At 61.6% G+C, this 24,917-nt stretch carries 27 protein-coding genes, 1 tRNA gene and 1 pseudogene; 7 read left to right on the forward strand and 22 right to left on the reverse strand.

What is annotated here, in order from left to right; genetic code table 11:
• Positions 1-69: 69 nt before the first annotated feature.
• The 6 genes from C4Q27_RS06975 to queA all read right to left on the reverse strand — a co-directional run bounded on the left by C4Q27_RS06975 (position 70) and on the right by queA (position 6,136).
• A complete protein-coding gene (locus tag C4Q27_RS06975; RefSeq protein WP_003248550.1) occupies positions 70-612 on the reverse strand; it encodes a glycine zipper 2TM domain-containing protein in 543 nt (180 codons plus the stop codon).
• 121 nt (positions 613-733) lie between these two features.
• Positions 734-1,642: a protein translocase subunit SecF gene (gene secF, locus C4Q27_RS06980; RefSeq protein ID WP_012051244.1), complete on the reverse strand. Its 909-nt coding sequence runs from the start codon at positions 1,640-1,642 to the stop codon at positions 734-736.
• A gap of 10 nt (positions 1,643-1,652) precedes the next feature.
• Complete coding sequence (gene secD / locus C4Q27_RS06985; protein ID WP_012051243.1) at positions 1,653-3,515, reverse strand: protein translocase subunit SecD; 1,863 nt, start codon at positions 3,513-3,515, stop codon at positions 1,653-1,655.
• Positions 3,516-3,578: 63 nt separating this feature from the next.
• Complete coding sequence (gene yajC / locus C4Q27_RS06990; RefSeq protein ID WP_003248556.1) at positions 3,579-3,914, reverse strand: preprotein translocase subunit YajC; 336 nt, start codon at positions 3,912-3,914, stop codon at positions 3,579-3,581.
• A 42-nt stretch (positions 3,915-3,956) separates the two neighbouring features.
• Positions 3,957-5,072: a tRNA guanosine(34) transglycosylase Tgt gene (tgt, locus tag C4Q27_RS06995; protein ID WP_003248558.1), complete on the reverse strand. Its 1,116-nt coding sequence runs from the start codon at positions 5,070-5,072 to the stop codon at positions 3,957-3,959.
• A gap of 14 nt (positions 5,073-5,086) precedes the next feature.
• A complete protein-coding gene (gene queA, locus C4Q27_RS07000; RefSeq protein ID WP_004576301.1) occupies positions 5,087-6,136 on the reverse strand; it encodes a tRNA preQ1(34) S-adenosylmethionine ribosyltransferase-isomerase QueA in 1,050 nt (349 codons plus the stop codon).
• 105 nt (positions 6,137-6,241) lie between these two features.
• On the opposite strand from queA, the gene C4Q27_RS07005 reads away from it, so the two are divergent.
• Positions 6,242-6,326: transfer RNA gene (locus C4Q27_RS07005), tRNA-Leu, on the forward strand.
• Positions 6,327-6,399: 73 nt separating this feature from the next.
• On the opposite strand, the gene C4Q27_RS07010 is transcribed toward C4Q27_RS07005, so the two are convergent.
• Positions 6,400-6,894, reverse strand: coding sequence for a RidA family protein (locus C4Q27_RS07010; RefSeq protein WP_014755382.1), 495 nt, complete (start codon positions 6,892-6,894; stop codon positions 6,400-6,402).
• A 79-nt stretch (positions 6,895-6,973) separates the two neighbouring features.
• Positions 6,974-8,389, reverse strand: a complete 1,416-nt coding sequence (locus C4Q27_RS07015) for an FAD-binding oxidoreductase (protein WP_041166846.1) — start codon at positions 8,387-8,389, stop codon at positions 6,974-6,976.
• Between the two features lie 434 nt (positions 8,390-8,823).
• Between C4Q27_RS07015 and C4Q27_RS29725 the strand changes: the two are divergent.
• Positions 8,824-8,934 (forward strand): annotated as a pseudogene (locus C4Q27_RS29725) (effector protein); the annotation flags it as partial.
• A 15-nt stretch (positions 8,935-8,949) separates the two neighbouring features.
• On the opposite strand, the gene C4Q27_RS07025 reads toward C4Q27_RS29725, so the two are convergent.
• Complete coding sequence (locus C4Q27_RS07025) at positions 8,950-9,372, reverse strand: VOC family protein (protein WP_012051239.1); 423 nt, start codon at positions 9,370-9,372, stop codon at positions 8,950-8,952.
• Positions 9,373-9,715: 343 nt separating this feature from the next.
• On the opposite strand from C4Q27_RS07025, the gene C4Q27_RS07030 reads away from it, so the two are divergent.
• Together C4Q27_RS07030 and C4Q27_RS07040 are read left to right on the forward strand one after the other, a co-directional pair.
• A complete protein-coding gene (locus C4Q27_RS07030) occupies positions 9,716-10,363 on the forward strand; it encodes a trypsin-like peptidase domain-containing protein (RefSeq protein WP_104887851.1) in 648 nt (215 codons plus the stop codon).
• Between the two features lie 170 nt (positions 10,364-10,533).
• On the forward strand, positions 10,534-11,013 hold the full coding sequence (locus C4Q27_RS07040) for a GNAT family N-acetyltransferase (RefSeq protein ID WP_003248564.1): 480 nt from the start codon (positions 10,534-10,536) through the stop codon (positions 11,011-11,013).
• Between the two features lie 10 nt (positions 11,014-11,023).
• On the opposite strand, the gene C4Q27_RS07045 is transcribed toward C4Q27_RS07040, so the two are convergent.
• Both C4Q27_RS07045 and C4Q27_RS07050 read right to left on the reverse strand, forming a co-directional pair.
• Entirely contained in the window at positions 11,024-11,320 is a 297-nt protein-coding gene (locus tag C4Q27_RS07045) for an addiction module antidote protein (protein WP_003248566.1), read from the reverse strand.
• Positions 11,317-11,610, reverse strand: a complete 294-nt coding sequence (locus C4Q27_RS07050; protein WP_003248568.1) for a type II toxin-antitoxin system RelE/ParE family toxin — start codon at positions 11,608-11,610, stop codon at positions 11,317-11,319. Before C4Q27_RS07050 ends, C4Q27_RS07045 begins: the two co-directional genes overlap by 4 nt.
• Positions 11,611-11,833: 223 nt before the next feature.
• Here C4Q27_RS07050 and C4Q27_RS07055 point away from each other — a divergent pair, with 223 nt between their 5' ends.
• On the forward strand, positions 11,834-12,727 hold the full coding sequence (locus tag C4Q27_RS07055) for a bestrophin family protein (protein WP_014861462.1): 894 nt from the start codon (positions 11,834-11,836) through the stop codon (positions 12,725-12,727).
• 36 nt (positions 12,728-12,763) lie between these two features.
• Here the strand turns inward: C4Q27_RS07055 and phnE are convergent, their stop codons facing one another.
• Genes phnE through C4Q27_RS07075 form a run of 4 tightly spaced genes read right to left on the reverse strand, consistent with a single transcriptional unit; the run spans position 12,764 to position 16,009 of the window.
• The gene (gene phnE, locus C4Q27_RS07060) at positions 12,764-13,531 is read right to left on the reverse strand and encodes a phosphonate ABC transporter, permease protein PhnE (RefSeq protein WP_104886665.1); all 768 of its coding nucleotides are present in this window, start codon (positions 13,529-13,531) and stop codon (positions 12,764-12,766) included.
• Positions 13,528-14,355, reverse strand: coding sequence for an ABC transporter permease (locus C4Q27_RS07065; protein ID WP_064491326.1), 828 nt, complete (start codon positions 14,353-14,355; stop codon positions 13,528-13,530). Before C4Q27_RS07065 ends, phnE begins: the two co-directional genes overlap by 4 nt.
• Positions 14,349-15,158 carry a phosphonate ABC transporter ATP-binding protein gene (locus C4Q27_RS07070; protein ID WP_064491325.1) on the reverse strand — a complete coding sequence of 270 codons (810 nt, stop codon included), beginning with the start codon at positions 15,156-15,158 and terminating at the stop codon, positions 14,349-14,351. The genes C4Q27_RS07065 and C4Q27_RS07070 overlap by 7 nt, the downstream gene beginning before the upstream one ends.
• On the reverse strand, positions 15,155-16,009 hold the full coding sequence (locus C4Q27_RS07075; protein ID WP_010952054.1) for a putative selenate ABC transporter substrate-binding protein: 855 nt from the start codon (positions 16,007-16,009) through the stop codon (positions 15,155-15,157). The genes C4Q27_RS07070 and C4Q27_RS07075 overlap by 4 nt, the downstream gene beginning before the upstream one ends.
• A 126-nt stretch (positions 16,010-16,135) precedes the next feature.
• On the opposite strand from C4Q27_RS07075, the gene selD reads away from it, so the two are divergent.
• Together selD and mnmH are read left to right on the forward strand one after the other, a co-directional pair.
• The gene (selD, locus tag C4Q27_RS07080) at positions 16,136-17,170 is read left to right on the forward strand and encodes a selenide, water dikinase SelD (protein WP_064491323.1); all 1,035 of its coding nucleotides are present in this window, start codon (positions 16,136-16,138) and stop codon (positions 17,168-17,170) included.
• Positions 17,170-18,282, forward strand: coding sequence for a tRNA 2-selenouridine(34) synthase MnmH (mnmH, locus tag C4Q27_RS07085; protein WP_064491322.1), 1,113 nt, complete (start codon positions 17,170-17,172; stop codon positions 18,280-18,282). The genes selD and mnmH overlap by 1 nt, the downstream gene beginning before the upstream one ends.
• A 125-nt stretch (positions 18,283-18,407) precedes the next feature.
• Here mnmH and C4Q27_RS07090 read toward each other — a convergent pair whose 3' ends face one another.
• From C4Q27_RS07090 to C4Q27_RS07120, 7 genes are all read right to left on the reverse strand, one after another.
• A complete protein-coding gene (locus C4Q27_RS07090; protein WP_014589736.1) occupies positions 18,408-18,794 on the reverse strand; it encodes a lysozyme inhibitor LprI family protein in 387 nt (128 codons plus the stop codon).
• Between the two features lie 20 nt (positions 18,795-18,814).
• Positions 18,815-19,354 carry a hypothetical protein gene (locus tag C4Q27_RS07095; RefSeq protein WP_064491321.1) on the reverse strand — a complete coding sequence of 180 codons (540 nt, stop codon included), beginning with the start codon at positions 19,352-19,354 and terminating at the stop codon, positions 18,815-18,817.
• Between the two features lie 67 nt (positions 19,355-19,421).
• Complete coding sequence (locus C4Q27_RS07100; protein ID WP_104886666.1) at positions 19,422-21,947, reverse strand: TonB-dependent receptor; 2,526 nt, start codon at positions 21,945-21,947, stop codon at positions 19,422-19,424.
• A 76-nt stretch (positions 21,948-22,023) separates the two neighbouring features.
• Positions 22,024-22,995 (reverse strand): FecR domain-containing protein, encoded by a 972-nt coding sequence (locus C4Q27_RS07105; RefSeq protein ID WP_104886667.1) that lies wholly within the window; start codon positions 22,993-22,995, stop codon positions 22,024-22,026.
• Complete coding sequence (locus C4Q27_RS07110) at positions 22,992-23,519, reverse strand: sigma-70 family RNA polymerase sigma factor (RefSeq protein ID WP_012051229.1); 528 nt, start codon at positions 23,517-23,519, stop codon at positions 22,992-22,994. Before C4Q27_RS07110 ends, C4Q27_RS07105 begins: the two co-directional genes overlap by 4 nt.
• 56 nt (positions 23,520-23,575) lie before the next feature.
• Entirely contained in the window at positions 23,576-24,139 is a 564-nt protein-coding gene (locus C4Q27_RS07115) for a GNAT family N-acetyltransferase (RefSeq protein ID WP_003248588.1), read from the reverse strand.
• A gap of 266 nt (positions 24,140-24,405) precedes the next feature.
• A complete protein-coding gene (locus tag C4Q27_RS07120; RefSeq protein WP_003248590.1) occupies positions 24,406-24,789 on the reverse strand; it encodes a YkgJ family cysteine cluster protein in 384 nt (127 codons plus the stop codon).
• Between the last annotated feature and the right edge of the window lie 128 nt (positions 24,790-24,917).

The raw sequence follows: 24,917 nt of genomic DNA on the forward strand, positions 1-24,917 counted from the left end.
CCTACAGGGACAATGCGTTCCATGTAGGAGCGGGCTTACCCGCGAAGAGGCCGGCACAGGCCACGCAAATTACTGACCCGCTTCGCTCAGGATCAACTTGCCATTCTTGTCCAGCGGAATGGTCGATCCCGGCTCGCGATCCATCTTCACCTTGCCTACCTGATCACCGATGGAATAGGTCACGTTGTAGCCCACCACCTTCTCGCTGATGTCGTTGACCGTGTTGCAGCGAGTTTGCGTGGTTGTGTAGGTATCACGCTCCTGCATGCCTTCCTGCACCTTGTTACCGGCATAACCACCACCGACCGCACCGGCCACCGTGGCAATCTTCTTGCCGGTGCCACCACCGATCTGGTTACCCAGCAAGCCACCGGCCAGCGCACCCACGACGGTGCCGGCGATCTGATGCTGGTCCTTGACCGGCGCCTGGCGCGTAACGGTAACGTCCTTGCACACTTCGCGCGGGGTTTTCACCTGTTGCTTGATCGGCTGCACGTCGGTGACCTGGGCATACTCAGGCCCCTTGTTGACCAAGCTGTAGGTCGCGACAGCACCTCCGGCAGTCACACCGACAGCACCCAGTACCGCACCCACCAGCATTGATTTGTTCACGTGGACCTCCTGATCGTACCAGCGGGCATCAACCCGCGCTTCTCCCAGCCTTGGAGCAAAAAAAAAGGCGCGAGTTCAATACTCGCGCCTTTTACACCGCCAGGCGGTGATGGACTAGCCCTTACGGACGATCATCCACACCCTCGGCCTTGGTCGGCGGGATCAGGTCTTCGCTGTTCAGGTTCAGCCAGATCAGCACCACGTTGGCGATATAGATCGACGAGTAGGTACCGGCCATGACACCAATGAACAGGGCGAGCGAGAAACCGAACAGGTTGTCACCCCCGAAGAACAGCAGCGCAGCAATGGCCAGCAAGGTCGAAACCGAAGTGGCGATGGTGCGCAGCAAGGTCTGGGTGGTGGAAACGTTGATGTTTTCGATCAGCGATGCCTTGCGCATGACGCGGAAGTTTTCACGTACCCGGTCGAACACGACGATGGTGTCGTTCAGCGAGTAGCCGATGATCGCCAGCACCGCTGCCAACACCGTCAGATCGAAGGTGATCTGGAAGAACGACAGGATACCCAGGGTCACCACCACGTCGTGGATCAGCGAAACGATCGCCCCCACGGCGAACTTCCACTGAAAACGGAAGGCCAGGTAGATGAGGATACCGCCCAGGGCCAAGAGCATGCCCATGCCACCCTGGTCGCGCAGCTCTTCACCGACCTGCGGGCCGACGAACTCGACACGCTTGACCGTGGCCGGGTTGTCACCCCCGGCCTTTTGCAGCGCAGCAGCGACCTTGTTGCCCAGCTGCGGGTCATCGCCTGGCATACGCACCAGCAAGTCAGTGGTAGCGCCAAAGCTCTGCACTACCGCCTCGTGGAAACCGGAGTCGACCAACTCGGCACGCACTGCCTTGAGGTCGGCCGGGCGCTCGTAAGTCAGCTCGATCAGCGTACCACCGGTGAAGTCCAGGCCGAAGTTAAGGCCCTTCTGCCACCAGCTGAACAGCGCCAGCACGGTGAGGAGCACGGTAATGGCGAACGCGACATTGCGCACGCCCATGAAGTTGATGGTTTTCATCGCAGCTCCCTCAAACCCACAGCTTCTTGATGTCACGCCCGCCGCAGGTCAGGTTGACCATTGCGCGGGTCACCATGACGGCGGTGAACATCGAGGTGAAAATCCCGAGGGACATGGTAACCGCAAAGCCTTTGACCGGGCCGGTACCCATGGCGAACAGGATACCGCCGACCAGCAGGCTGGTCAGGTTGGCGTCGATGATCGCGGTGTACGCACGATTGAAGCCTTCGTGGATGGCACGCTGCACCGACATGCCGGCTTTCAGCTCCTCGCGGATACGCGAGAAGATCAGCACGTTGGCGTCCACCGCCATACCCATGGTCAGCACGATACCGGCAATACCCGGCAGCGTCAGGGTAGCGCCCAGCAGCGACATCAACGCCAGCAGCAGGACCATGTTGCCCGCCAGGGCGATGGTGGCGATCACGCCGAAGCCGCGGTAGATGGCGATGATGAACAGCGAGACGAACAGCATGCCCCACAGCGACGCATCGATACCCTTGGTGATGTTGTCAGCACCCAGGCTTGGGCCAATGGTACGTTCTTCAGCGAAGTACATCGGCGCAGCCAGACCACCGGCACGCAGCAGCAGGGCCAGCTCGGACGATTCGCCCTGGCCGTTCAGACCGGTGATGCGGAACTGGCTGCCAAGCGGCGACTGGATGGTCGCCAGGCTGATGATTTTTTTCTCTTCGACGAAGCTTTGTACGGCAACGTCCTTCTCGACGCCGCCGACGGTTTGCTTGACGTAGCGGGTAACCGGCTTCTGCTCGATGAAGATCACCGCCATGCTACGGCCGACGTTGCTACGGGTAGCACGGCTCATCAGCTCGCCACCGTGGCCATCCAGGCGAATGTTCACCTGCGGGCGGCCATGCTCATCGAAGCTGGCCTGGGCGTCGGTAACCTGGTCACCCGTGATGATCAGGCCCCGCTCGACTGCGGCGGAGCGGCCGCCCTCACGGAACTCGAACACCTCGGTAGTGGCCTTGGATGCACCCGGTTCGGCACCGAAGCGGAACTCCAGGTTGGCCGTTTTACCAAGGATACGCTTGGCTTCGGCAGTGTCCTGCACGCCTGGCAGCTCGACCACGATACGGTTGGCGCCCTGGCGCTGTACCAGAGGCTCTGCCACACCCAGCTCGTTCACGCGATTGCGCACGGTGGTGAGGTTCTGCTTGATCGAGTATTCGCGGATCTCGGCGACTTTCGCCTGGGTCAGCGCCAGACGCAGCACCGCAAGCTCGTTGCGGTCGGTGGTGGTCAGGTCGAAATCATTGAAATTCTTGCGGATCAGGGCACGTGCCTGTTCGCGAGTGGCATCGTCAGCGAAGCCCAGCATGATGCCGCCATCCTGCTGAGGCAGGCTGCGGTAGCGGACGCGCTCTTTGCGCAGCAAGGTCTTGACCTCGCCTTCGTAGACTTTCATGCGGGCAGTCATGGCCTTGTCCATGTCCACTTCCAGCAGGAAGTGCACACCACCAGACAGGTCCAGGCCCAGTTTCATCGGGCTTGCGCCCAGGTTGCGCAGCCATTGCGGGGTAGTCTGGGCCAGGTTCAGGGCCACGACGTAATCATCGCCCAGTGCCTTGCGCACTACATCCTTGGCTGGCAGCTGGTCTTCCTGATTGGTCAGGCGGATCAGCCCGCTGCCCTTTTCACCCAGGCTTGCGCCCTTGACAGCGATCTTGGCATCGACCAGCGCCTTGCTGACGCGATCAAGGTCGGCCTGATTCACCTGCAGCGCCGAGCTGGCACCGCTGATCTGTACCGCCGGGTCATCCGGGTAGAGGTTGGGAGCGGAATAAATGAAACCGACCACCAGTACCAGCACGATCAGTGCATATTTCCACAGAGGATATTTGTTCAGCATCACGCCGCCCGTTCAAGACGCGGGGCGCGTTGCGCGCCCCGACTGGAAAATAAAACCGGTAACTCAGATAGCCTTGAGCGTACCTTTTGGCAGGGTCGCAGCAATGGCACCCTTCTGGAACTTCAGCTCGACAGTGTCGGACACTTCCAGCACCACGAAGTCATCGGAAACCTTGACGATCTTGCCGGCGATGCCGCCGTTGGTGACAACTTCGTCACCTTTCTGCAAGTTGCTCAGCAGGTTCTTCTGCTCTTTCGCGCGCTTGGCCTGCGGGCGCCAGATCATCAGGTAGAAGATGACCAGGAAACCGACCAGGAAAATCCACTCGAAGCCGGTACCGGCTGGGCCAGCGGCAGGTGCTGCAGCGTCCGCGTATGCGGCGGGGATGAAGAAGCTCATTGGGCACTCCTAATGTAATTTTCTAATAATGGATGCGGACAGTCAGTCCAAGGGCGGTACAGGAAGCCCGCGCTTGGCGTAGAAGGCGTCGACAAAGGCGGCCAATTTACCCTGTTGAATAGCCTCGCGTAAACCGGCCATCAAGCGCTGATAATGGCGCAAGTTGTGGATGGTATTCAGCATGCTGCTCAGCATTTCGCCGCATTTGTCCAGATGATGGAGATAGGCGCGCGAGAAGTTGGTGCAGGTATAGCAGTCACAGGTCGGATCCAGCGGCGATTCATCGTGACGATGGAACGCATTGCGGATCTTGATCACCCCTGTATCAACGAACAGATGACCGTTGCGCGCGTTACGCGTCGGCATCACGCAGTCGAACATGTCGACGCCGCGGCGCACACCCTCAACGAGATCTTCCGGTTTGCCTACCCCCATAAGGTAACGAGGTTTGTCAGCAGGCATCTGGTCCGGCAGATAATCCAGCACCTTGATCATTTCGTGCTTGGGCTCGCCCACCGACAGGCCGCCAATGGCCAGGCCGTCGAAACCGATGTTTTCCAGGCCTTCCAGCGAGCGCATGCGCAGGTCCTGGTACATGCCGCCCTGGACAATGCCGAACAGCGCTGCGGTGTTGTCGGCATGGGCGTTCTTCGAGCGCTGGGCCCAGCGCAGCGACAGCTCCATGGAAGTGCGTGCCACATCGTGCTCGGCCGGGTACGGGGTGCACTCGTCGAAGATCATTACCACGTCCGAGCCCAGGTCACGCTGAACCTGCATCGACTCTTCCGGGCCCATGAACACCTTGGAACCATCGACCGGCGAAGCGAAGGTCACGCCCTCTTCCTTGATCTTGCGCATGGCACCCAGGCTGAATACCTGGAAACCACCAGAGTCGGTGAGGATCGGGCCTTTCCACTGCATGAAATCGTGCAGGCCGTTGTGCTTCTTGATCACCTCGGTGCCCGGACGCAGCCACAGGTGGAAGGTGTTGCCGAGGATCATCTCGGCGCCGATGGCCTCGATGTCGCGTGGCAGCATGCCCTTGACCGTGCCATAGGTCCCTACCGGCATGAATGCCGGGGTTTCCACGGTGCCGCGTGGGAAGGTGATGCGACCCCGACGGGCCTTGCCGTCGGTGGCCAGCAGTTCGAAGGACATTCGACAGGTGCGACTCATGCTTGATCCTCGGGCCCGCGTGGCGCCGGATTGCGGGTGATGAACATGGCATCACCGTAACTGAAGAAGCGGTACCCGTGCTCGACCGCCGCTGCGTAGGCAGCCATGGTCTCGGGGTAGCCGGCGAAAGCCGAGACCAGCATCAGCAGCGTGGACTCCGGCAGATGGAAGTTGGTGACCAGGGCATCGACCACATGGAATGGCCGGCCCGGGTAGATGAAGATGTCGGTATCGCCACTGAAGGCCTTGAGCACGCCATCACGCGCGGCGCTTTCCAGCGAACGCACACTGGTGGTGCCAACCGCGATCACCCGACCACCACGGGCCCGGCAGGCCTCGATGGCATCGACCACATCCTGGCCCACTTCGAGCCACTCTTTATGCATGTGGTGGTCTTCGATCTTGTCGACCCGCACCGGCTGGAAGGTGCCGGCGCCCACATGCAGGGTGACGAAGGCGCGCTCGACGCCCTTGTCGGCGATCTTTTCCAGCAGCGCCTCGTCGAAGTGCAGGCCTGCAGTAGGCGCGGCAACCGCGCCGGCGCGCTGGGCGTACACGGTCTGGTAGCGCTCACGGTCGGCGCCCTCGTCCGGGCGGTCGATATAGGGCGGCAACGGCATATGGCCGACACGGTCGAGCAACGGCAGCACCTCTTCGGTGAAGCGAAGCTCGAACAGCGTGTCATGGCGCGCGACCATTTCGGCCTCGCCACCGCCATCGATGAGGATGACCGCGCCTACCTTGGGCGCCTTGCTGGCGCGCACATGGGCCAGCACCCGGTGGCTGTCGAGTACGCGCTCGACCAGTACCTCCAGCTTGCCGCCGGAGGCTTTCTGGCCGAACAACCGCGCCGGGATCACCCGGGTGTTGTTGAACACCATCAAGTCGCCGGGGCGCAGATAGTCGAGCAAGTCGGGGAATTGCCGGTGCGCCAGCGCGCCGGTAGGCCCATCGAGCACCAGCAGACGGCTGCCATGGCGCTCGGCCAACGGGTGGCGGGCGATCAGGGAATCAGGGAGTTCGAAGGAAAAATCGGCGACGCGCATGATGATGTTCGGTTCGGCAGGGCCGGGAAGTTTAGCCCAATGTGTGAAAATTGACCATGAAAGCCGATTGACCGACCAGCGGCACCTCTTTATACTGCGCGCCACGCCCTGATGGCGGAATTGGTAGACGCGGCGGATTCAAAATCCGTTTTCGAAAGGAGTGGGAGTTCGAGTCTCCCTCGGGGCACCAAATCCGGAAAAAACCGACCTTACGGTCGGTTTTTTTGTGCCCGACGATTTTGTCGGGCTGGGCCAAGGTCCTCTCAGGGACGAACCGCTGTCACTTCGATCTCAACCCGCCAGGCAGGGTGCGCCAGGCCTGCAATCTGGAACGCCGAGCGCGCAGGTAGCACCGGCTGCTTGGCGGCTGGCCCAAAGAACTGGGTGTAGCCAGCCATGAAACCTTCGAAATCCATCTTGCCGCCGTTCTCCGGGCCACCCACCAGGAATACCTGCATCTTCACCACGTCAGTCAGGCCAAGACCCAGTGTTTTCAGCTGCTGCTGGATGCTTTCAAGCACATTGATGGTTTGTGCCTTGGTATCACCGTAGGCTTCCAGCGAATCCTTGGGCGCATCGGGATGGATCACCGACGGAACGGAACCGCTCAGATAGACGACTGACTTCCCGGCAGGAATCTCTACAGCCGACGAGATAGGGAAACTACCTGCGCCATGGCGCACGATATCTTGTGCATGAACGCTGCCACCGGCTATTCCCAACGCCAATGCTGCAACGGTCTTGAAAGCGCATTTCATATTTCTCTCCTGATGGTTACACAAGAATGTACACGCACCGTTTATGCGTGTACGGGTCATTCCATTGCGGTATGCGTACTTAGAATCGATACAAACTGAAGGGTTTCGGATCCAGCACCGGCGCCTTTCCAAGCAGCAGGTCTGCCGTCAGCTCGGACGACACCGGGCTTTCCGTCATACCCCAACCGGTCGCGGTGTTGATAACCAGGCCCGGGTACTCGTTGACCTGCGAAATGATCGGGTTCTCATCCGGGGCGATGGCCATGGCACCGCTCCACTGATCGATCAACTTCGCATCTTTGAAGGCAGGGAACTCGACTTTGAGCTTTTCCAGAGATGCATCCAGCTCTGGAATATCCGGGGCCGCCGTCATCAGCCTGTTTTTCTCGAAGGGCGAAACCTCGTCCAGCCTCCACTGGGTGGGCTGAGTGAACGAATCGATCAGTTGCTTGTTGAGTGATATGTGCACCGGGAAGTCGGGGATGGCCAGCAATGGCAGGTATTTATAACCATACATGAACGATTCTTTGACCACCGGGGCAACGACGACGCGCGGCGAGGTGGCGTATGTACCGTCGGCCTGCTCGCGGAAGTAGATATTCCCTGGCAATGCAACGTTGCCCCCCGGTGCACGGGGTGCCGCGCTGATGATTTGCTGGGACTGGTAGGCCGGCAAGGTAGGCACATCGACGCCCAGGTTCTGCATGAACAGCCTGGACCAGGCGCCGCCTGCCACGACCACGCGAGAAGTCCTGATGGCGCCCTTCTCGGTCACCACATCGGAGATGACGCCCGCCTGGGTTTCCAGGCCCCTTGCGGCGCAGTGGGTGTAGATGCGCACACCCATTTTCTTGGCGTACTCCGCCATGACAAACGATGCGCGCTCAGCGTCCAGGCTACCGGAGTCTTCCTCGAAACCTGCAATTTTCCAGCTCGAGGATGCACCGCGCAGCCGCTGTTCGAGTTCATTCCCCTGAATGATCCGAGTCTTGAAGGGGTTGTCCGCTGCTACTTCCCGGCTTTTGACATCGATCCACTTTCTGACGTTTTCCAGGTCTTCTTCATCGAAAGGAACTTCGACCCGGCCCTGTGTGCGATAGCTGGTATCTGCACCCACTTTGGCATTCATCTCGCGCCACCGTTGTTTGGCAAGATGGTGCAACTGGAACGTCGCATCAGGCATCTTGTAGGTCATGACCTGACCATAGAACCTGCATGACTGCTCGCCGGCAATATCACCTTTTTCAACGACGACTACCGAGAGGCCACGCTCGACAAGATTGATTGCGGTCATGAGCCCCAGAATACCAGCGCCAACAACGACGACGTCTGCCTGTTTGGGAAGCGCACCTTCGCTACCTTCTACAAAACCAAACCGCGGTTTGCCGGGGATCAACCTGCCTTCGCGGGTCAGCAAGGGGGTCAGAATGCCTGCGCCACCTGCAATAGCCACGACGCCGCCGCCGATCAAAAATTTACGCCTCGTCATTCCCATGACACTTTCCTTTCCTGGTAATCGGTGTGGGTTCATCAGCTCAGGCGGCGAGCCACCTACCCGGCCGCCAGCCGCCGCGGTCAACTTTCGGCCACCGCGTCAGGCTGATGTTTAAAATTGAAGGGCGGCTATTTTGTTGATGACCCGCTTCGGGAAAAAGCGCTGTGGGCAAATACTTAGTTCAGCTATTTTGAAACTATCGCGCAAGTGACATAAATAGTTGATATGGCGACACTCAACACTCGAAAGAGGGAAGTTAGTTCGGGCGAAGATGCTGGCTTAGTTCCGAAAGTGCGCGGGGGCAATAAGCGCTGCGGATTCAGTAACTGTGTGGGTGCATAGCGTTATGTGGCAACACTTCATTGCCACATATTCAGTGTGGACAAAGGCATCAGCATCCGACGGTGGTAGATCTGTCCAATGCACAGGGAGGCATGGAGCGGATCGGCACGGATTAGCAGAGCCTGTTCAGGTTCAGTGAGCACCAGATCCAGATGGAAACCCGTTGCGAGACCATCGAGCGCAACCTGGGGTCAATTTTTCGTGTGTCCGCCCGTGGCTCAGGCGCTCTTCACGCCGAGATCTTCAGCAAACCGAAGCAAGTAGCCGTCCGGATCCTGCACCAGGAAATTGCGCTGGCCGACCAGCATGCCGCCCTGGCGGTACCAACACTCTTCAATCGGCTTTCTGATGCTATGCCCCGCAACCCCCAGCGACGCGACCAAGGCCAGTGCATCAGCGCATTCGATCGACAGGTTGATGCCTCGACCATAAGGCGGCTCCAGCGGGCCGACCCGCCAGGGTGACTCACTCTGCCAGTCCTGCTCCAGCATCAGCTGGCTGCCACCAAAAGACAGGAAGGCAAAATGCTCTTCTGGCCGGTCGTATTCAATCTTGAAGCCGAGTACGCCGCAGTAAAATGCCAGGCTGCGAGGTAGATCAGAAACAATCAGCTCCGGCACCAGGGGATTTAGCTTAAACAATGTTCTGATTCCTTTCAGGGTAAGTCGACTGGCAACTATGAACAGGTCGCCCTGAAAAAGGTAGCTTGTCAGTGTGGTCGCCCAATGCAGCTCAATGCAGTTCACACCCCTCAGATTCGCCCGAAAAAAAATCCCTTCACTTTGACGCCGCCCCAATGGCTCTGGGACCTGTAGCCATACCTGCATTCTATTGGCCGCCGTCATGACTAACACTTAAGCTGTCATTCGTCGGATATATGCCGAAAGTATTGCTAGAGTAATGGCACTTAGCCATAGTTGCGTTCCCATTTTTCCACGCCCTGTGTGACACATGAAAACAATCGCGCCCTGCATGGCGGCAATGATGCTGCTCAGTGGGTGCAATGGAGTGCCAACGTCGTACGTTTCAGATCCCGTCTACAGTCAGGCTTTCGTGGTCACTTCTGGTGCCCCTCTGCCGATGTTGCTGATGGCCAGCGCCATCCAGTGGAACGAGGATTACGCTGTGACCGCCAAACACACCCCCTTCCTGCGCAACGTGGTCCACGAGGGCCTCGGTGACGTAGTGTTCTTCAAGCACAAAGCCAGCAGCGTGCCGCACTGGCGCCAGTACGTGCCAGGGGAAGCCGTGACGGCGGTGGGCTTCAACAGTTTCATGATGCCGATGCAGGGCAAGGGCCATGCCCTGTCGTCGCTGGTACGGCTTGAAGGTACGCCTGGCAGTGTTTTCTACTCGGTGCATGACGGCCCGATCACCAAAGGCATGTCGGGTGGGCCGGTGTTTGCCGATGACGGCAAGGTGGTGGGCATCAACGTGGCCATCATTCCCACCAACGAGATCGATGCGGGCAAGCGCCCGGACCTGGTCGGCAAGGACCGTATCAGCGTGTTCATGTCGTTCAGCGAAATCGACAAGGAATGGCGACGCTATCAGTACCTGCTGGCTCACAAGGCCAAGCCCCAGGCACCGGCTGCGGTCAAAGGCTACGTGGCGGTGGCCGCCAAGCCGTGAATCGGGGCGCGGTGTTGGATGAAAAGCGGCCTATGATGTGAGGCTGATGGCCTCTTCGCGGGTAAACCCGCTCCTACAGGGCCTGCACAGGATTTGAGCCTTGTGCAGTACCTGTGGGAGCGGGTTTACCCGCGAAGAGGCCCTGCCAGCCAACGCGAGAAGGACCTGCCATGCACCTGACCCACCGCCCCATCCGGCCAGAAGACATCCCCGTTATCTGCAGCTTCCCGCAGAGCCCGGACGAACTGTTCTACATGTTCCCCAAAGCCACCTACCCCCTCACCCCCAACCAGCTGAGCGACGCCATAGCCCAACGCAGCGGCTCCACGGTAGTGGAAGGTAACGGCGCTGTCCTGGCCTTCGCCAATTTCTACAAAGCCGAACATGGCGGCCTATGTGCCCTGGGCAACGTAGTGGTGGCCCCCAGCGCCCGCGGCCTTGGTGTAGCGCGTTATCTGGTAACGGCAATGATCGACCTCGCCCGCCAGCAGTACAGCGCCCGGGAGGTCTGGGTGTCATGCTTCAATCACAACACCGCAGGCTTGCTGCTTTATCCACAACTGGGTTTCATGCCGTTCGGCATCGAGGAGCGGCAGGCGTGGGATGGCACGCGGGTGGCGTTGGTGCAGATGAAGCAAATATTGACTTAACCGAGCTGGATCAGCGGGTCATTGCATGTGGCTGAACGAGAAGGTCCACCCCCAGAGCACGAATGACCCTCAATACAGTGTCAAAACGAGGCTTCGCGCCAGGGCTCAGCGCCTTGTACAGGCTTTCTCTACCCAGCCCACTCTCCGTAGCAATATGTGTCATGCCCCGTGCACGAGCGATATGGCCAAGTGCTCGAATGATTTCCTCGGTATCGCCATCTGATAGCACCTGGCTAAGGTATTCACTGATTGCCTCATCGCTGCTCAACAAGGCTGCCATATCAAACGGGATCAATTTTTCGCTCATTTCATCTCCTTCAGCAGCTTTCTGGCTTTGAGGATGTCGGCGGCCTGGGTGGACTTGTCGCCGCCGACCAGCAGTAAAACCAACCTCTGCCCCTTTTGCGTGAAATAGATGCGATAACCGGCAGCTACGTCGATGCGAAGCTCACCAATACCGCCTCCAAGCCACTTGAAGTCACCAAGATTGCCCGCCGCTGCTCGCTCCAGCCTACGACCTATCGCCAGCCTGGCCCTCAAATCTCTCAAGCTCGATAGCCAAGCGGCAAAGCTTTCCGTCTGTTCAACGAGAAACATCAAGTGGTCACCCAATCGTATCCTTATGGATACACCCATTCAAGGATTGAAGCGACCCACTCTGTCGTTTTTGAGCTGAATCAGGAATTCAGGCACATCTGATAGGCTGGTCGGAGTTTTCCCTTCGTTTCAGCTACAAAATCCCTTGCAACATTCAACCCTCGAACCTTCGACGAGCCTCGGCGTCCCATCCTGCATCCCCCGCGTTTCGAGGTACCCCCGCGTGAAAGACGTCATCGCCCGCAAGTACCGCCTGGTGGTGAAGACCATCGGCTATATCGGTTGGTCGCTGTTCTGGCTGCTGATCTGGGATGTGCTGGTCACCATCGATTTCATGCTGTTCTTGAACAGCAAGTTCACCCTGCCACTGATCCCGCTGACCCTGCTGGGCTCAGCCCTGGTGGTGCTGGTAAGTTTTCGCAACAGCAGCGCCTACAACCGCTGGTGGGAGGCTCGCACCCTGTGGGGCGCGCTGGTGAACAGTTCGCGCAGCTTCGCACGGCAGACGCTGACGCTGATCGATGACCCGGATGACGGCCTGAACCCGGTCAAGGCCACCCTGCTGCGCCGGCATATCGCCTATGTGAACTGCCTGGCGGCGCACTTGAAAGGCGAAAGCTGCCCGGAGGAGCTGATGGCCTTCATCCCTCCGGCGGAGTTCGAACGGCGCAACCGCTCGAACAATTTCGCCAATGACATTCTCGGCGGCTCGGCAGCCTTGCTGGCGCGGGAATACCAGGCCGGGCGGCTGGACAGCATTCGTCTGGCGCGGCTGGAGTCGACGCTGGTAGATCTGTCTAACGCCCAGGGCGGCATGGAGCGGATTGCCAATACGCCATTGCCCTACCCCTATGTGTATTTCCCACGGCTGTTCATCACCCTGTTCTGCCTGATCGTGCCGGTGGGGCTGGTGGAGTCGCTGGGCTGGTTCACGCCGCTGGCGTCGACGGTGGTAGGGTTCATGTTGCTGGCCATCGAGCGGATCGGCACGGACTTGCAGAGCCCGTTCAGGTTCAGCGAGCATCAGATCCAGATGGATACCATCTGCGAGACGATCGAGCGTAACCTGGAGTCGATGCAGCGGGAGGCGCAGTGTGCCGAGGCTGTAGACGCCTGAGAGATGTCGGGGCTGCTTTGCAGCCCGGGCTTTCCGTCAGGCCCGCACATAGCGCTGACGCAACACATCACTCGACACATCCACCAGCAACACCAACACCAGCATACCGATGATCACCGTGCTGGCCTGGGCCTCCTGGAACAGGCTCAAGGTGGTGTACAGCATCTGCCCCAACCCGCCCGCCCCGACGAACCCGAGCACGCTGGCCATGCGGATGTTGTTCTCCCAGCGGTACAAGCTGTAGGCCAGCAACTGCGGCCACAGGTTGGGCAGGGTACCAAAGCAGAACGCCGCCACCTGGCTGCCCCCCTGCAAACGGATCGCCGCCGCCGGCTCGGGCGGGGCATTCTCAAGTGCCTCGGCAAACAACCGCCCCAGCACGCCAGCGGTGTGCAACGCCAAAGCCAGAGTACCGGCATTCGGCCCCAGCCCAGCCGCCAGCACAGTCAGCGCTGCCCACACCAGTTCAGGAATGGCACGCAAGGCATTGAGCAGCAAACGCGCGGCCCCTTGCAACGGCCAACCGAAGCGACCCGCCGCCGGCAGTGCCAGCAACATCCCCAATACCATTGCCAACAAGGTGCCCATGCCAGACATGGCCAGGGTTTCCAGCGCCCCGCGCCACACCGCCTTGAGGTGCCCCGCAGACAGATCCGGCTGCAGGAAGCGCCCGGCGTACTCGCCCATCTGCCCCAGCCCGCCATTGCCGACCAGTGCGTGCAGGTCCAGCTCCAGGTATGCGAACGAGGCCACCACCGCTGACACGATGGCACCCAACAGCACCCAGTTGATCACCCGGTTCATGCCAGCCTCCAGCGCAGCAGGCGGCTGAGCAGGTCGGCCAGGATCACCAGCAACAAGAACGTCAACAGCATGCTCGCCACTTGCGCACCCGCAAACATGCGCATCGACAGGTCGATCTGCTGGCCTAGCCCGCCAGCACCGACAAAGCCCATCACCACCGAAGCCCGTACCGCGCACTCCCAGCGGTACACGGTGTACGACACCACTTCGGAGGCAGCATTGGGCAGGATGCCGTAGAAAAACGCCGCCAGCCGGCCACTGCCCGCCTGCAACAAGGCATGCGCCGGGCGCTGGTCGACCGACTCGAATATTTCGGCATAAACCTTGCCGAGCATGCCACTGTAGGTGATGGCGATAGCCAGTACGCCCGCCGTCGGCCCCAGCCCCACGGCGCGCACGAACAGCAACGCCCAGACGATCTCCGGCACGCTACGCAGGAAAATCAGCAGCCCGCGCACCGGCAGGCGCAACAGTCGCGACCACAACCCGGCCCGCCCGCCGCGTGAAGCAGCACGCAAGGACAAGGCACGGCTGGCCAGCAAGCCAGCCGGGATCGCCAACAACAACGCCAGCGCCATGCCGGCAGTCGCCACGGCCAGGGTCTGCAAGGTGGCTTCATACAGCAGTGCAAGAAAATCGGCATCATGTGCCGGCGGCCAGAAGGCGCTGGTAAAGCTGGCAATCTGCTGACGGTTGTCCGCCTGCAACAGCACCCCGGGGTTCAGTTCGCTTGTCTGGATAGCCGGCCACAGTACTGCTACCGCCAACAGGGCCAGCAGCATCCGCGGCAGCAGCGCCGGGTCGCGGGCGTCGGCCTTCAGCATCGCGGAATCTGCACGGTCAGGGTCGGCCCCTGGGTTGGCGGCGGAGCCAGTTGTTCGTTGGCGTATAGCGCGTCCAGCAGTTGCTCGGTGACCGCTTCGGCCGGGCAGTCGAACACAACCTGCCCTTCCCGAATGCCAATCACCCGCGGAAAATGCGCCAGCGCGAGCTCTACGGCGTGCAGGCTCGCCACCAACGTCACGCCAGTGGCCTGGGCATGGCGATTGAGCAAGGCCAGGCTGTGGTCGGCCAACACCGGGTCCATGGCCGACACCGGTTCGTCGGTCAGCAGCACCTGCGGACGCTGGTACAACGCCCGAGCAATGCCCACCCGCTGCAACTGGCCACCGGACAACTGTCCACACTGCACGAACAGCTTGTCGGCCAGGCCCAGTTCGGCCAAGGCCTGGCGCGCCCCCGGTACATCGCTGGGGTACAGCAGGTTGAGCAAGCCGCGCAGCGTACCCCACTGCCCCAGGCGACCCGCCAGCACTGCGGTCACTACCCGCTGACGCGGTGGCAACGGCGGCGCCTGATGCACCAGGCCAACCTGCGCGCGCAGTCGCTGGCGTGCCCTTGCCGACAGCGCCCAAGGCTGCTCGCCAAGCAACTCCAGGCGCCCACTGGTGGGCTGAACGGCCGTGGCCATCAGGTGCAGCAAGCTGGACTTGCCCGCCCCCGACGGCCCGATGATGGCGACACGCTCGCCCTGCGCGATCCGCAGGCTCACCGCGTCAAGCGCGCGTACCTGGCCATGGCGCAGGCTGGCACCGTGCAGATGGATTGCTGCATTCGAAGCTGTCACTTGAGCAGGCCGGCCTCGCGTGCAGCTTGTTCGGTGCCCTTGTAGTTCTCAGGCTTGGTCTCGATGAAGCGGCTGGCGGCCTGCAGGTCAAGGATCGCCTTGTGCTCCGGGTTGCTCGGGTCGAGGTCCAGGAAGGCTTTCTTGATTTTCTGTTTCAACGCCGGGTCCATGTTGCCGCGCACGGTCCAGTTGTAGTCGAAGTAGGTCGGGGTCGTGGCGAACACCTTCACCTTGGTGGTGTCGACCTTGCCGGCATCCACCAGCTTTTGCCACACGCTGGCGTTCAGCACGCCACCATCGACCTTGCCAGCCTGCACCCAGGCCACGGTGGCATCATGGGCGCCAGAATAGGCCACACGGCTGAAGTACTCTTCAGGCTTGATATTGTCCTGCTTGAGCATGAAGTAACGCGGCATCAGGCTGCCCGAAGTAGACGAAATGGAACCGAAGGCAAACGACTTGCCCTTCAGATCGCTCAGGCTCTTCACGTCGGGGTTGGCGGTGATGAACTTGGAGGTGAACTGTGCGTCCTGCTCACGCTGTACAAGTGGAGTGGCGGTCGGGTCCTTCAGGTGCACCTGAACGAACGTGAAGCCCCCCAGCCAGGCCAGATCGAGGCGGTCTGCGGCCAGCGACTCGACCACCGCCGGGTAGTCGGCCACGGGTACGAACTTCACCTCCATGCCCAGTTGCTTGGCCAGGTACTCACCCAAAGGCTTGAACTTGCGCTGCAGTTCGGTCGGCGCTTCGTCGGGAATGGCGCTGACCCGCAGGGTTTCTGCGGCCTGAACGACAGCGGCACAGCAAGACAGCACGAGGCCGGCGGCGAGCGCCAGGGGGCGGTTGAGCATGGGTGTTCTCCGGTTCAATAGCGGGGAAGTGCCGACACATTTGCCGACACCGGGAATTATAAGAGGCAAGGGCCCAAAGGCCAGCTTTGCTACAATCGCGCAACAATTTGACCTGCAGAGGTGCGTATGAGCGAGCCGATTCGCCTGACCCAGTACAGCCATGGCGCCGGCTGTGGTTGCAAGATCTCCCCCAAGGTGCTGGACGTGATCCTTGCCGAAAGCGGCACCCAGGCCCTGGACCCGAAACTGTGGGTCGGCAACGCATCGCGCGACGATGCAGCAGTGTACGCGCTGGACGACGAGCGCGGCGTGGTCTCGACCACCGACTTCTTCATGCCGATCGTCGATGACCCTTACGACTTCGGCCGCATTGCCGCCACCAACGCCATCAGCGACATCTATGCGATGGGCGGCGACCCGCTGATGGCCATCGCCATCCTCGGTTGGCCGGTCAACGTGCTGCCGCCGGAAGTCGCCCGCGAAGTCATCCGCGGCGGCCGTGCGGTGTGCGCCGAAGCGGGTATCCCGCTGGCCGGCGGCCACTCGATCGACGCGCCCGAGCCGATCTTTGGCCTGGCCGTCACCGGGGTGGTCAGTAAACGCCACCTCAAACGCAACGACACCGCCAGCGCGGGCTGCCAGCTGTACCTGACCAAGCCCCTGGGCATCGGCATCCTCACCACTGCCGAAAAGAAGGCCAAGCTGCGTGTGCAAGACCAAGGCCTGGCCCGTGACTGGATGTGCACCCTCAATACGCCGGGCAGCCGCTTCGGCAAGCTGGACGGGGTCAAGGCCATGACCGACGTCACCGGCTTCGGCCTGCTCGGCCACCTGGTCGAGCTGGCCGAAGGCAGCGGCCTCACCGCGCACCTGAACTACGCCGCCGTGCCACGCCTGGCTAGCGTCGACCACTACCTGGCCGAAGGCTGCATCCCTGGTGGAACCCTGCGCAACTATGACAGCTACGGGCACAAGATCGGCGCCCTGAGCGACGACCAGAAGCACCTGCTGTGCGACCCGCAGACCAGCGGTGGCTTGCTGGTAGCTGTTGCCCCGGAGGGTGAAGCCGAGTTCCTCACCGTGGCTGCCGAACTGGGCCTGAAACTGTCCCCGATCGGCAAGCTGGTCGAGCGACAGAGCCATGCGGTCGAGGTGATCTGATGCGCCCCGACTGCACCGACTTCCGTCAGCTGTTCCTCGACGACGTGCCGATGATGGACATGCGCGCCCCCGTCGAATTCGCCAAAGGCGCCTTCCCTGGCGTGGTAAACCTGCCGCTGATGAACGACCAGGAGCGGCAGAAGGTCGGCACCTGCTACAAGCAGCAGGGCCAGGCCGCCGCCATCGCCCTGGGCCACCAGCTGGTCAGTGGCGCCACCAAGCAGGCCCGTCTGGAGGCCTGGGCAGCGTTTGCCAAGGCCCACCCTGACGGTTACCTGTACTGCTTCCGTGGTGGCCTGCGATCGCAGATCGTGCAGGGCTGGCTGCGCGATGAGGCGGGTATTCAGTATCCGCGTGTCAAAGGCGGCTACAAGGCCATGCGTACCTTCCTGCTGGAGACTACCCAGCAAGCGGTGGAGCAATGTGATTTCGTACTGGTCGGTGGACTGACCGGTACCGGCAAGACCGATGTGCTGCACCAGTTGGACAACGTGCTGGACCTTGAAGGCCACGCCAACCATCGCGGCTCCAGTTTCGGCAAGCGCGCCACGGCGCAACCGGCGCAGATCGACTTTGAAAACCAGCTGGCAATCGACGTGCTGAAAAAGCGCGCCCGCGGTATCGGGCAGTTCGTTCTGGAAGATGAAGGCCGCATTGTTGGCAGCTGCACGGTGCCGCTGGAGTTGTACCAAGGCATGCAGCATTACCCGCTGGTGTGGCTTGAAGACAGCTTCACCAACCGCGTGGAGCGCATCCTGCGCGACTACGTGGTCAACCTGAGCGCCGAGTTCAAGGCCGTGCATGGCGAAGAAGACGGTCCCCGGCTGTTTGCCGAGCGCATGCTGCAGAGCATGGCCAATATCTACAAGCGTTTAGGTGGAGAGCGCCATCAGCGCTTGTCCGAGATGCTGCGCGAAGCCTTGGAAGAGCAGCAGCACAGCGGCGCAGTAGACCTGCACCGGGGCTGGATCGAAGGCTTGCTGAACGAGTACTACGACCCGATGTATGCCTACCAGCGCGCAGCCAAGGCCGAGCGCATCGAGTTTGCCGGGGATGCCGTGGAAGTACGCGAGTACCTCAAGGCCCGGGCGCTGCGCCAACCGCGCAAATAGAACCAGCACCCTGTAGGAGCGGGTTTACCCGCGAAGAAGGCAACGCGGTGCATGACACCGGCAAAGCCGATGTTCGCGACTGAACCCGCGCCTGCAAATGTAGGCCAATCATGCCTGAACAGGCGTTACTGCCCCGGGCTAAGCACCCGCTCCAGCTCCGCAGCGCGGTCGCGGGTCATGTCCATGATGCAGCTGCCACCTTCCAGCTGCGCCAGGGTCCCGCCACTGGCCTGTACATGGAACTGGCAATTGCCATCACGGTAGGCCAGCCACTTGCGCTGCACATCCCGCAGGCTCTTCTGCTGCCCGGCATCCAGCTTGCCCATCAACTGCTTGTACACCCGGTTCAACCGCTGGTCCTGCACTTGCGTTTCGGCCCCGATGCACGCGTTCATGGCCACGGTGCTGGAGGCCTTGTCCATGCACTGCCCGTAGGCCGCCGTGTAATCGTCCGCCATCGCTACCGGTAGCACGCAAGCCAGTGCCAGGCCTGCCAGGTAATGCTTGATCATGCTGACCCTCCTTGTGGGTATCAAAACGTCTGCGGCTGCTCCGGGGGCATCAGCACCTTGCCTGGCTCGAAGCGCAGCGAGGGCATTTGCGTCGCTGCATACAACGTTACCCCCAGGGCGGCAATCAAGGCGACATCAAGCCAGTTCCAGCCTGGCACGTCGTCAGCCCTTCGCGCCTTCCAGCAAAACCAGGCTTGCCCCAGGCAAAACACCACCATCGCTACCAGCCACAGGTAGAAGCCAGCACCAAAGCCGGTAAGGTCATGAAATTCATAGCTGCTGTTATCCGGCAAGCGGTCGATGCCAAAACTGCTGGCAGCCAGATACGCCGCCCCAAGCCCGGCCAGCAAGGCCAGCCGGCGAAACCGCCGATGAGCCAGGATGGCCAGGGCCAGCAGCGGGTTGGCAAACCATTGGTACAAGCCGAACGGCATGCCCCATGGCCCGTACAGCAGCATCTGCAGGGCCGGCATATGACGCTCGCCGCTCATCAGCGCGCCATCGAAGAACAGGGCGAGCAAATACAGCAGCAGGCTGATACTCAGGTAGAAAGCGGGCAAAGGGGATTCCTGAGAAAAACGGGACAGCCTACGACCTTAACCCAGGCCCTGCCCCGCTTCCAAACCCTCAATAGGTGCCGCGCAGGGTCACCATGAAGTTGCGTGGCTCACCATAGTAGTTGCCATAGGTCGAAGTGCCCACGGTTTCGTAGTACTTCTTGTCGAACAGGTTGTTGCCGTTGAGCGTGACGTTCCAGTGATCATCGACACGGTATTCGACCAACGCGTTCCAGATCGCATACCCGCTCTGGTCGAAGTCGAACGGCACGTTTCGCTCAACCAGCGCGCCGCTGCTGTCGTAGCGATTCACTGTACCGCTCATGTACGTGGCGCTTTGCACCTGCACGCCACCGCCGACCTTGAAGTCGCTGAGGATACCCGGCAGCCGGTAGGTGCTGTACAGCTTGAACAGGTGCTTTGGCATCACCGTGCTCAGCGGTGCATCGGCGCTACGGTTGCGGTTCAGGTTGAAGGTGTAGCCCCCCACCAGCATCCAGTCCGGCAGCAGCTCGCCAGACAGCTCCATGTCGATGCCCTTGCTCACCACCTTACCGTTGGACACATAGCAGCAGCTGCCCGAGAAGCCGGCGTTGGTGGCCAGGAAGTTCGGGTCTTGCACCGCTTCGTTTTCGCGGGTGCTGTAGTACAGCGCCACGCTGGCGTTGAGTGCGCCGTTGAACAACTCACCCTTGAGGCCGGTTTCGTAGGTTTTGCCGGTCATGGGCTCAAGCGGCGAACCGCTTTGCGCAGGGCCGCTGATTCGGCTGGACTGCGGTTTGTAGATTTCCGAATAGCTGGCGTATGTCGACCATTGATCGTCAAGGTCGTAGACCAGGCCACCGAACGGGGTGACCTTCGTGCCTATACGCTGCTCCGGGCTGGAGATACTTGCTGGCGAGGTCAGGTTGTTGGTGTAGGTCTGCCAAAAGTGGAAGCGCTGTGCACGCGCACCGACAATCAGGTGCAGGGGTTCGGCCAGCTGCAAACGCAGGCTGCCGTACAGGCCGTACTGGCGTTGCGAGTTGGGGCTGTAGTCGCGCTTGTAGTCACGCCCGTTGCCGGGGTCGTCGAACGCCGAGCTGTCGGGGTCGAACACGTTGGCCGGCGCGCCCGAGGCGGCATAAGGCGCAGTGCCCAGCCACCGGCTGTCGATCTTCTGGTAGTCGGCGCCGAAGACCACTTCATGGTCCAGACCAAAGGCCTGGAAGTGGCCAGAGACGTTACCGTCATACAGGTGCTGCTCGTTCTCCTGGCGGGTCGAGGTGCCGTACCAGGTCGCCCCGGTATTGGTCACCGGGTCTACTGCATTCAGGGTGGTCGCCGTCTTGAACAGCCCAAGGTCCCAAGTGTTGGTGTAGCTGAGGTTGAGCTTCCAGTCGTCGTTGAATCGGTGGTCCACCTTGGCGAAGTACTCGCGCGCGGTGGCGTCGAGGTAGGCCCAATTCTTGGTCAGGCCGGTATGCCGTGGCAGGTTCAGGTCAGCACCATTGCTGTAGCGCGGCACCGCGCTGTTGCTGCCGGTTTCGTGGGATTTGTTGTAGCGAGCACCGAAGGTGAGCATGGTGTCGTCCGTAACGTCCGCCTCCAGCACGCCATACACCAACGGCCGCTCGGTGGCGCGGTTGTCGGTGAAATACTGGCGATCGGTGTTGGACATCACCAGGCGACCGCGCACGCGACCATCCCAGCCCAGCGGGCCGGACAGGTCGAACTCCTGGCGATAGTTGTCCCAGCTACCGGCCGACAGGGTCAGCTTCAGCTGGTTAAAGGAAGTCGGCCGCTTGCGCACCATGTTGATGATGCCACCCGGGTCACCCGAGCCACCATACAACGCAGCAGTACCACGCAGTACCTCGATGTGGTCGAACTCGGCCAGTTCGAAGATGTTCGATGAATAGAACGAACCCATGGCGGTCCCCAGCGCCTGCGGTGCAGCGCCGTCGATCTGCAGGTTCTGGATACTGAAGCCCCGCGAGATGAAGTCCTGGGTGCGGAAGGTGGTGCTCTGGGTGACGATGCCCGGCGTCACTTTCATCGCCTGGTTGATGTCGGTCAGTTGCTGGTCTTCAATCAGCTGGCGGGTCACGGTCGACACCGATTGCGGCGTCTGGCGCAGGCTGGTCGGGGTCTTGGAGCCAACGCTGATCAGGCCCGGTGCGTAGGAGCCGGTGTTCTCGGTACTCTGGCCCATGCCCTGCCCGGCTACTGTGGTCACGCCAAGTTCCATCGCGTCACTGCTCACCGCCGCTTGCGGCTCGGCCACCAGCCGGTAGCCGTTTTCGCTACGCTCTACCCGGTAGCCACTGCCGGCCAGCAACACGGCAAAACCGCTGTCCACCGAATACAGGCCATGCAGGCCGTTGCTTTGCAGGCCGGCCAGTGCTTCAGGGGTGAAGGCCAGCGACACGGCGGCTTGCTGGGCATAGCTACCAAGCGCCTGGGCCAGGTTGCCGGCGGGCACGTCGAAGCTACGGCGGGCGGCCTCCTCGGCGACGGCCGGCAGGGCCGCAACGGATAGGGCCAGCCCGGCACAGGAAAGGCGCAAGGCCAGGGCTATCGGGCTGAGGACGGGGTGGCCAGGGAATCGGCGCATGGTGGATCGGCTCCTTGTTCTTGATCGGTTGGCCTCTTGTCTGACGGGCCACTGCGCAGAAGCGGAACCTCCTGGCTCAATTTTCTCGTGAGACGGGTTCGACCGTGGTCCACCAGCGGCCAACGCCGCCGATACGAATCGGCAGCGCCTCGGCCAGCAGGCGCAGTGCCCTTTCGCTGTCATCCAGAGGCAGTACCGCCGACACCTTGATCGCCTGCATTGCCTGGCGGTCGAAGCGCAGCACGCCACGGCGTTGCTCGGCCAAGGCATCGAGTACCTGGTCGAGCGGTACGCCGTCGGCCACCAACTGGTGATGCTGCCAGGCTCGATCGACCCGCGCCGGGTCGATGGCCGGCAACGGGCCAAGCCCGTCACGCGCCACCCATGCCCGCTCGCCCGGGCCGACGACCAACTGATCGCCGGACACGGCAGTGCGCGCCTCGACCCGGGACTCAAGCATGGTCAGCTCGCTGCGAGAGTGGCCTTGGCTGACCACGAAGCGCGTACCCAGAGCCTTGAAGCTGCCTTCGTCGGTCTGTATCACGAAGGGTCGCGTTGGGTCATGGCTGACATCCACCAGCACCTGGCCATGCAGCAGGCGGATGCGCCGCTGGCCAGTGCTGAACTCCACATCCACGGCAGAGTTGCCCGCCAAGGTCAGCTGCGAGCCATCTGCCAGGGTTTGGCTGCGCCACTCCGCCGGCGCGGTATGCAAGTCGGCCAGCCAGTCGCGCGGCGTTCCACCGGAAAGGCTCAGTGTGCCCAGCAAGGAGATTGCCAGGGCCAAACCGAGCAAAGTGCGCCGTGCGCCCGAGCCTGGCGCCGAAACCCGTACGCCGGCGCGCAGCCCGGCGCCCACCGGGCCGCGTTGCTCGCGCAGTGCCTGCACCTGGCTGATCACCCCTTGCATGCGGCGCAAGGTGGCGCCGTGGCGTGGGTCGGCCTGCAGCCATGCGTCGAACTCACGCGCCTCGTCGGCATCCAGCTCACCCTCGCCCAGGCACAGGGCCCATTCGGCAGCTTCCTGTTCGATACGCGAGGGGTTCACGGTTCGGCAATGTCCAGCGTGCGGTGGCAATGGATCAGGGCCTGGGCCAGGTACTTGCGCACCATGCGTGGGGAAATCTGCAGGCGTTTGGCAATCTGAGGCTGGGTCAGGTCGTCCAGGTAGTAACCGACGAAGGCCTCGCGGGCATTCACGTGCAGGCCTTCCAGCAGGAAAGCGATCTGCTCCAGCGCTTCGAGGGTGATGAGGATGCTTTCGGGAGACTGGTGCCCTTCCAGCGCCTCGGCAGCCAAGGCAAGTTCGCTGAGGTAGGCCTCTTCGATTTGCTGTCGGCGCACCCGGTCGATCAACAGGCGGCGTGCAGTGGTACTGAGGTAGGCGCGTGGCTCGCGCATGCCCAGCAAGGCATCACGCGAGGCCAGGATGCGCACGAAGGTGTCCTGGGCCAGGTCGGCTGCGCTGTGCGAACAACGCAGCTTGCGACGTAGCCAGCTGAAAAGCCAGCCATGGTGCTCGCTGTACAGCTGTTCTAGCGGGTACGGGCTCGGTGAGTCGGCTACGGGCATGGGGCACCGGGACACAAGTGAGAATTGTTCCCGAATAGTAGCTATTCGCCGTAAGACTATGCAACAGGTGGTTCGAGCAACAAGCCGTAAATGCCAGAGTCGGACAGCTCACCCGCCACGCACCAGCGCGCCCGCAAGGTGCCCTCCAGCACGAAGCCCTGGCGCTCAAGGGTGCGTGCCGAGCCTTGGTTGCGCGGATCGATTTCGCCTTCCAGGCGGCGCATGTGCAGGGTGTGGGCGAGGTAGTCGATGAAGCAGGTCAGAGCCTCGTCCATGTAGCCCCTGCCCTGCACGGCGCTAGCCAGGCAGTAGCCGATTTCGCCACGGCGGGAAATGTCGTCGATGTTGAACAGCTGGACCATGCCGATCAGTTCGCCGTTGTCGCGGCGGTACATGCCAAGCTTGAGCTGGTCGCCATTGGCATAGGCTTCGCGGTCGGCGGCCAGGGCGCTCTCGGCTTCGGCCAGGTCTTGCCAGGGTGCATGGTGCCAATAGCGCATGACCTCGGGGTCGGCCATGATCGCCAGCCACTGCGCGGCATCGGCATGGCGCATGGGGCGCAGTTGCAGGCGTGGGCTGTCGAGGCAGAGGTCACTGGGGAAACTGCGGGGTGGGGTCACGCCGGATCTCCTGTCCATTGCTGGGGAGATGACAGTTTAACGTCAAGTGCAGGGTTCAGGCATCTCGGGGCAGCTTTGCAGCCCGTCGCTGGCAGGTTCACTACAGGCCAGGAGCCTTTCACGCTACCTGTGGGAGCGGCCTTGCGTCGCGAAAGGGCTGCAAAGCAGCCCTGGCAATTCTCGCGATGCCGCTGATGCCTGGGGCCGCTGTGCGGCCCTTTCGCGACACAAGGCCACACATCGACCACGTCAGGCTGATCGATACTTCAGGCCACCTCAGCCCCATCATCCGGCCAATGCGGCTCGTTGGCCTCTGGCGGGGTCAGCGGCGGCAAACCATACGCCGCCCGCGCATCATCACAGCTCGGGTTATGCACCCCACCCTCCCACGACGCATCAAACTCGCGGCACGGGCTGGAACGGTTGGCGTAAATCGTACACGCCACCTCTTTACCGATCTCGCCCTGAAGGCTGACACAGCGGCAGGGCTTGGCATCGGTGCCGATCATGGCAACGCGCGTGGGGTTGATCTGTACCACCAGGTCGTCCGGCACTACGCCCCCGGCAGACTGGCATTCGCCCCAGAAGAAGGACACACGGAAGTACCCGCAGCAGGCGCCGCAGTCAAGGCAAGGGTTATATTCAGACATGATGTCACGGAGGGAAGGTTGTTGTTATCGGGGCTGGCCCGCGGCGCCATTTTTAATCCAAGCAGGGGCCGCTGGATAGAGGGGGAATGCAAAAAAAAATGCCGCTGATCCGGCTGCCGGACAAGGAC

The organism is Pseudomonas sp. SWI36 (assembly GCF_002948105.1).
Taxonomy (GTDB): domain Bacteria; phylum Pseudomonadota; class Gammaproteobacteria; order Pseudomonadales; family Pseudomonadaceae; genus Aquipseudomonas; species Aquipseudomonas alloputida.

Bases quoted from the DNA above. Each gene is read 5' to 3' on its own strand.
- C4Q27_RS07010 (WP_014755382.1), bottom strand. From the start codon at position 6,894: ATGAAATGCGCTTTCAAGACCGTTGCAGCATTGGCGTTGGGAATAGCC.
- secF (WP_012051244.1), bottom strand. From the start codon at position 1,642: ATGAAAACCATCAACTTCATGGGCGTGCGCAATGTCGCGTTCGCCATT.
- C4Q27_RS07015 (WP_041166846.1), bottom strand. From the start codon at position 8,389: ATGGGAATGACGAGGCGTAAATTTTTGATCGGCGGCGGCGTCGTGGCT.
- C4Q27_RS07030 (WP_104887851.1), top strand. From the start codon at position 9,716: ATGCTGCTCAGTGGGTGCAATGGAGTGCCAACGTCGTACGTTTCAGAT.
- queA (WP_004576301.1), bottom strand. From the start codon at position 6,136: ATGCGCGTCGCCGATTTTTCCTTCGAACTCCCTGATTCCCTGATCGCC.
- yajC (WP_003248556.1), bottom strand. From the start codon at position 3,914: ATGAGCTTCTTCATCCCCGCCGCATACGCGGACGCTGCAGCACCTGCC.
- tgt (WP_003248558.1), bottom strand. From the start codon at position 5,072: ATGTCCTTCGAACTGCTGGCCACCGACGGCAAGGCCCGTCGGGGTCGC.
- C4Q27_RS07110 (WP_012051229.1), bottom strand. From the start codon at position 23,519: ATGCCCGTAGCCGACTCACCGAGCCCGTACCCGCTAGAACAGCTGTAC.
- C4Q27_RS07045 (WP_003248566.1), bottom strand. From the start codon at position 11,320: ATGAGCGAAAAATTGATCCCGTTTGATATGGCAGCCTTGTTGAGCAGC.
- secD (WP_012051243.1), bottom strand. From the start codon at position 3,515: ATGCTGAACAAATATCCTCTGTGGAAATATGCACTGATCGTGCTGGTA.
- C4Q27_RS07120 (WP_003248590.1), bottom strand. From the start codon at position 24,789: ATGTCTGAATATAACCCTTGCCTTGACTGCGGCGCCTGCTGCGGGTAC.
- C4Q27_RS07065 (WP_064491326.1), bottom strand. From the start codon at position 14,355: ATGCTGAAGGCCGACGCCCGCGACCCGGCGCTGCTGCCGCGGATGCTG.
- C4Q27_RS07075 (WP_010952054.1), bottom strand. From the start codon at position 16,009: ATGCTCAACCGCCCCCTGGCGCTCGCCGCCGGCCTCGTGCTGTCTTGC.
- C4Q27_RS07090 (WP_014589736.1), bottom strand. From the start codon at position 18,794: ATGATCAAGCATTACCTGGCAGGCCTGGCACTGGCTTGCGTGCTACCG.
- C4Q27_RS07100 (WP_104886666.1), bottom strand. From the start codon at position 21,947: ATGCGCCGATTCCCTGGCCACCCCGTCCTCAGCCCGATAGCCCTGGCC.
- C4Q27_RS07040 (WP_003248564.1), top strand. From the start codon at position 10,534: ATGCACCTGACCCACCGCCCCATCCGGCCAGAAGACATCCCCGTTATC.
- selD (WP_064491323.1), top strand. From the start codon at position 16,136: ATGAGCGAGCCGATTCGCCTGACCCAGTACAGCCATGGCGCCGGCTGT.
- C4Q27_RS07050 (WP_003248568.1), bottom strand. From the start codon at position 11,610: ATGTTTCTCGTTGAACAGACGGAAAGCTTTGCCGCTTGGCTATCGAGC.
- mnmH (WP_064491322.1), top strand. From the start codon at position 17,170: ATGCGCCCCGACTGCACCGACTTCCGTCAGCTGTTCCTCGACGACGTG.
- phnE (WP_104886665.1), bottom strand. From the start codon at position 13,531: ATGAACCGGGTGATCAACTGGGTGCTGTTGGGTGCCATCGTGTCAGCG.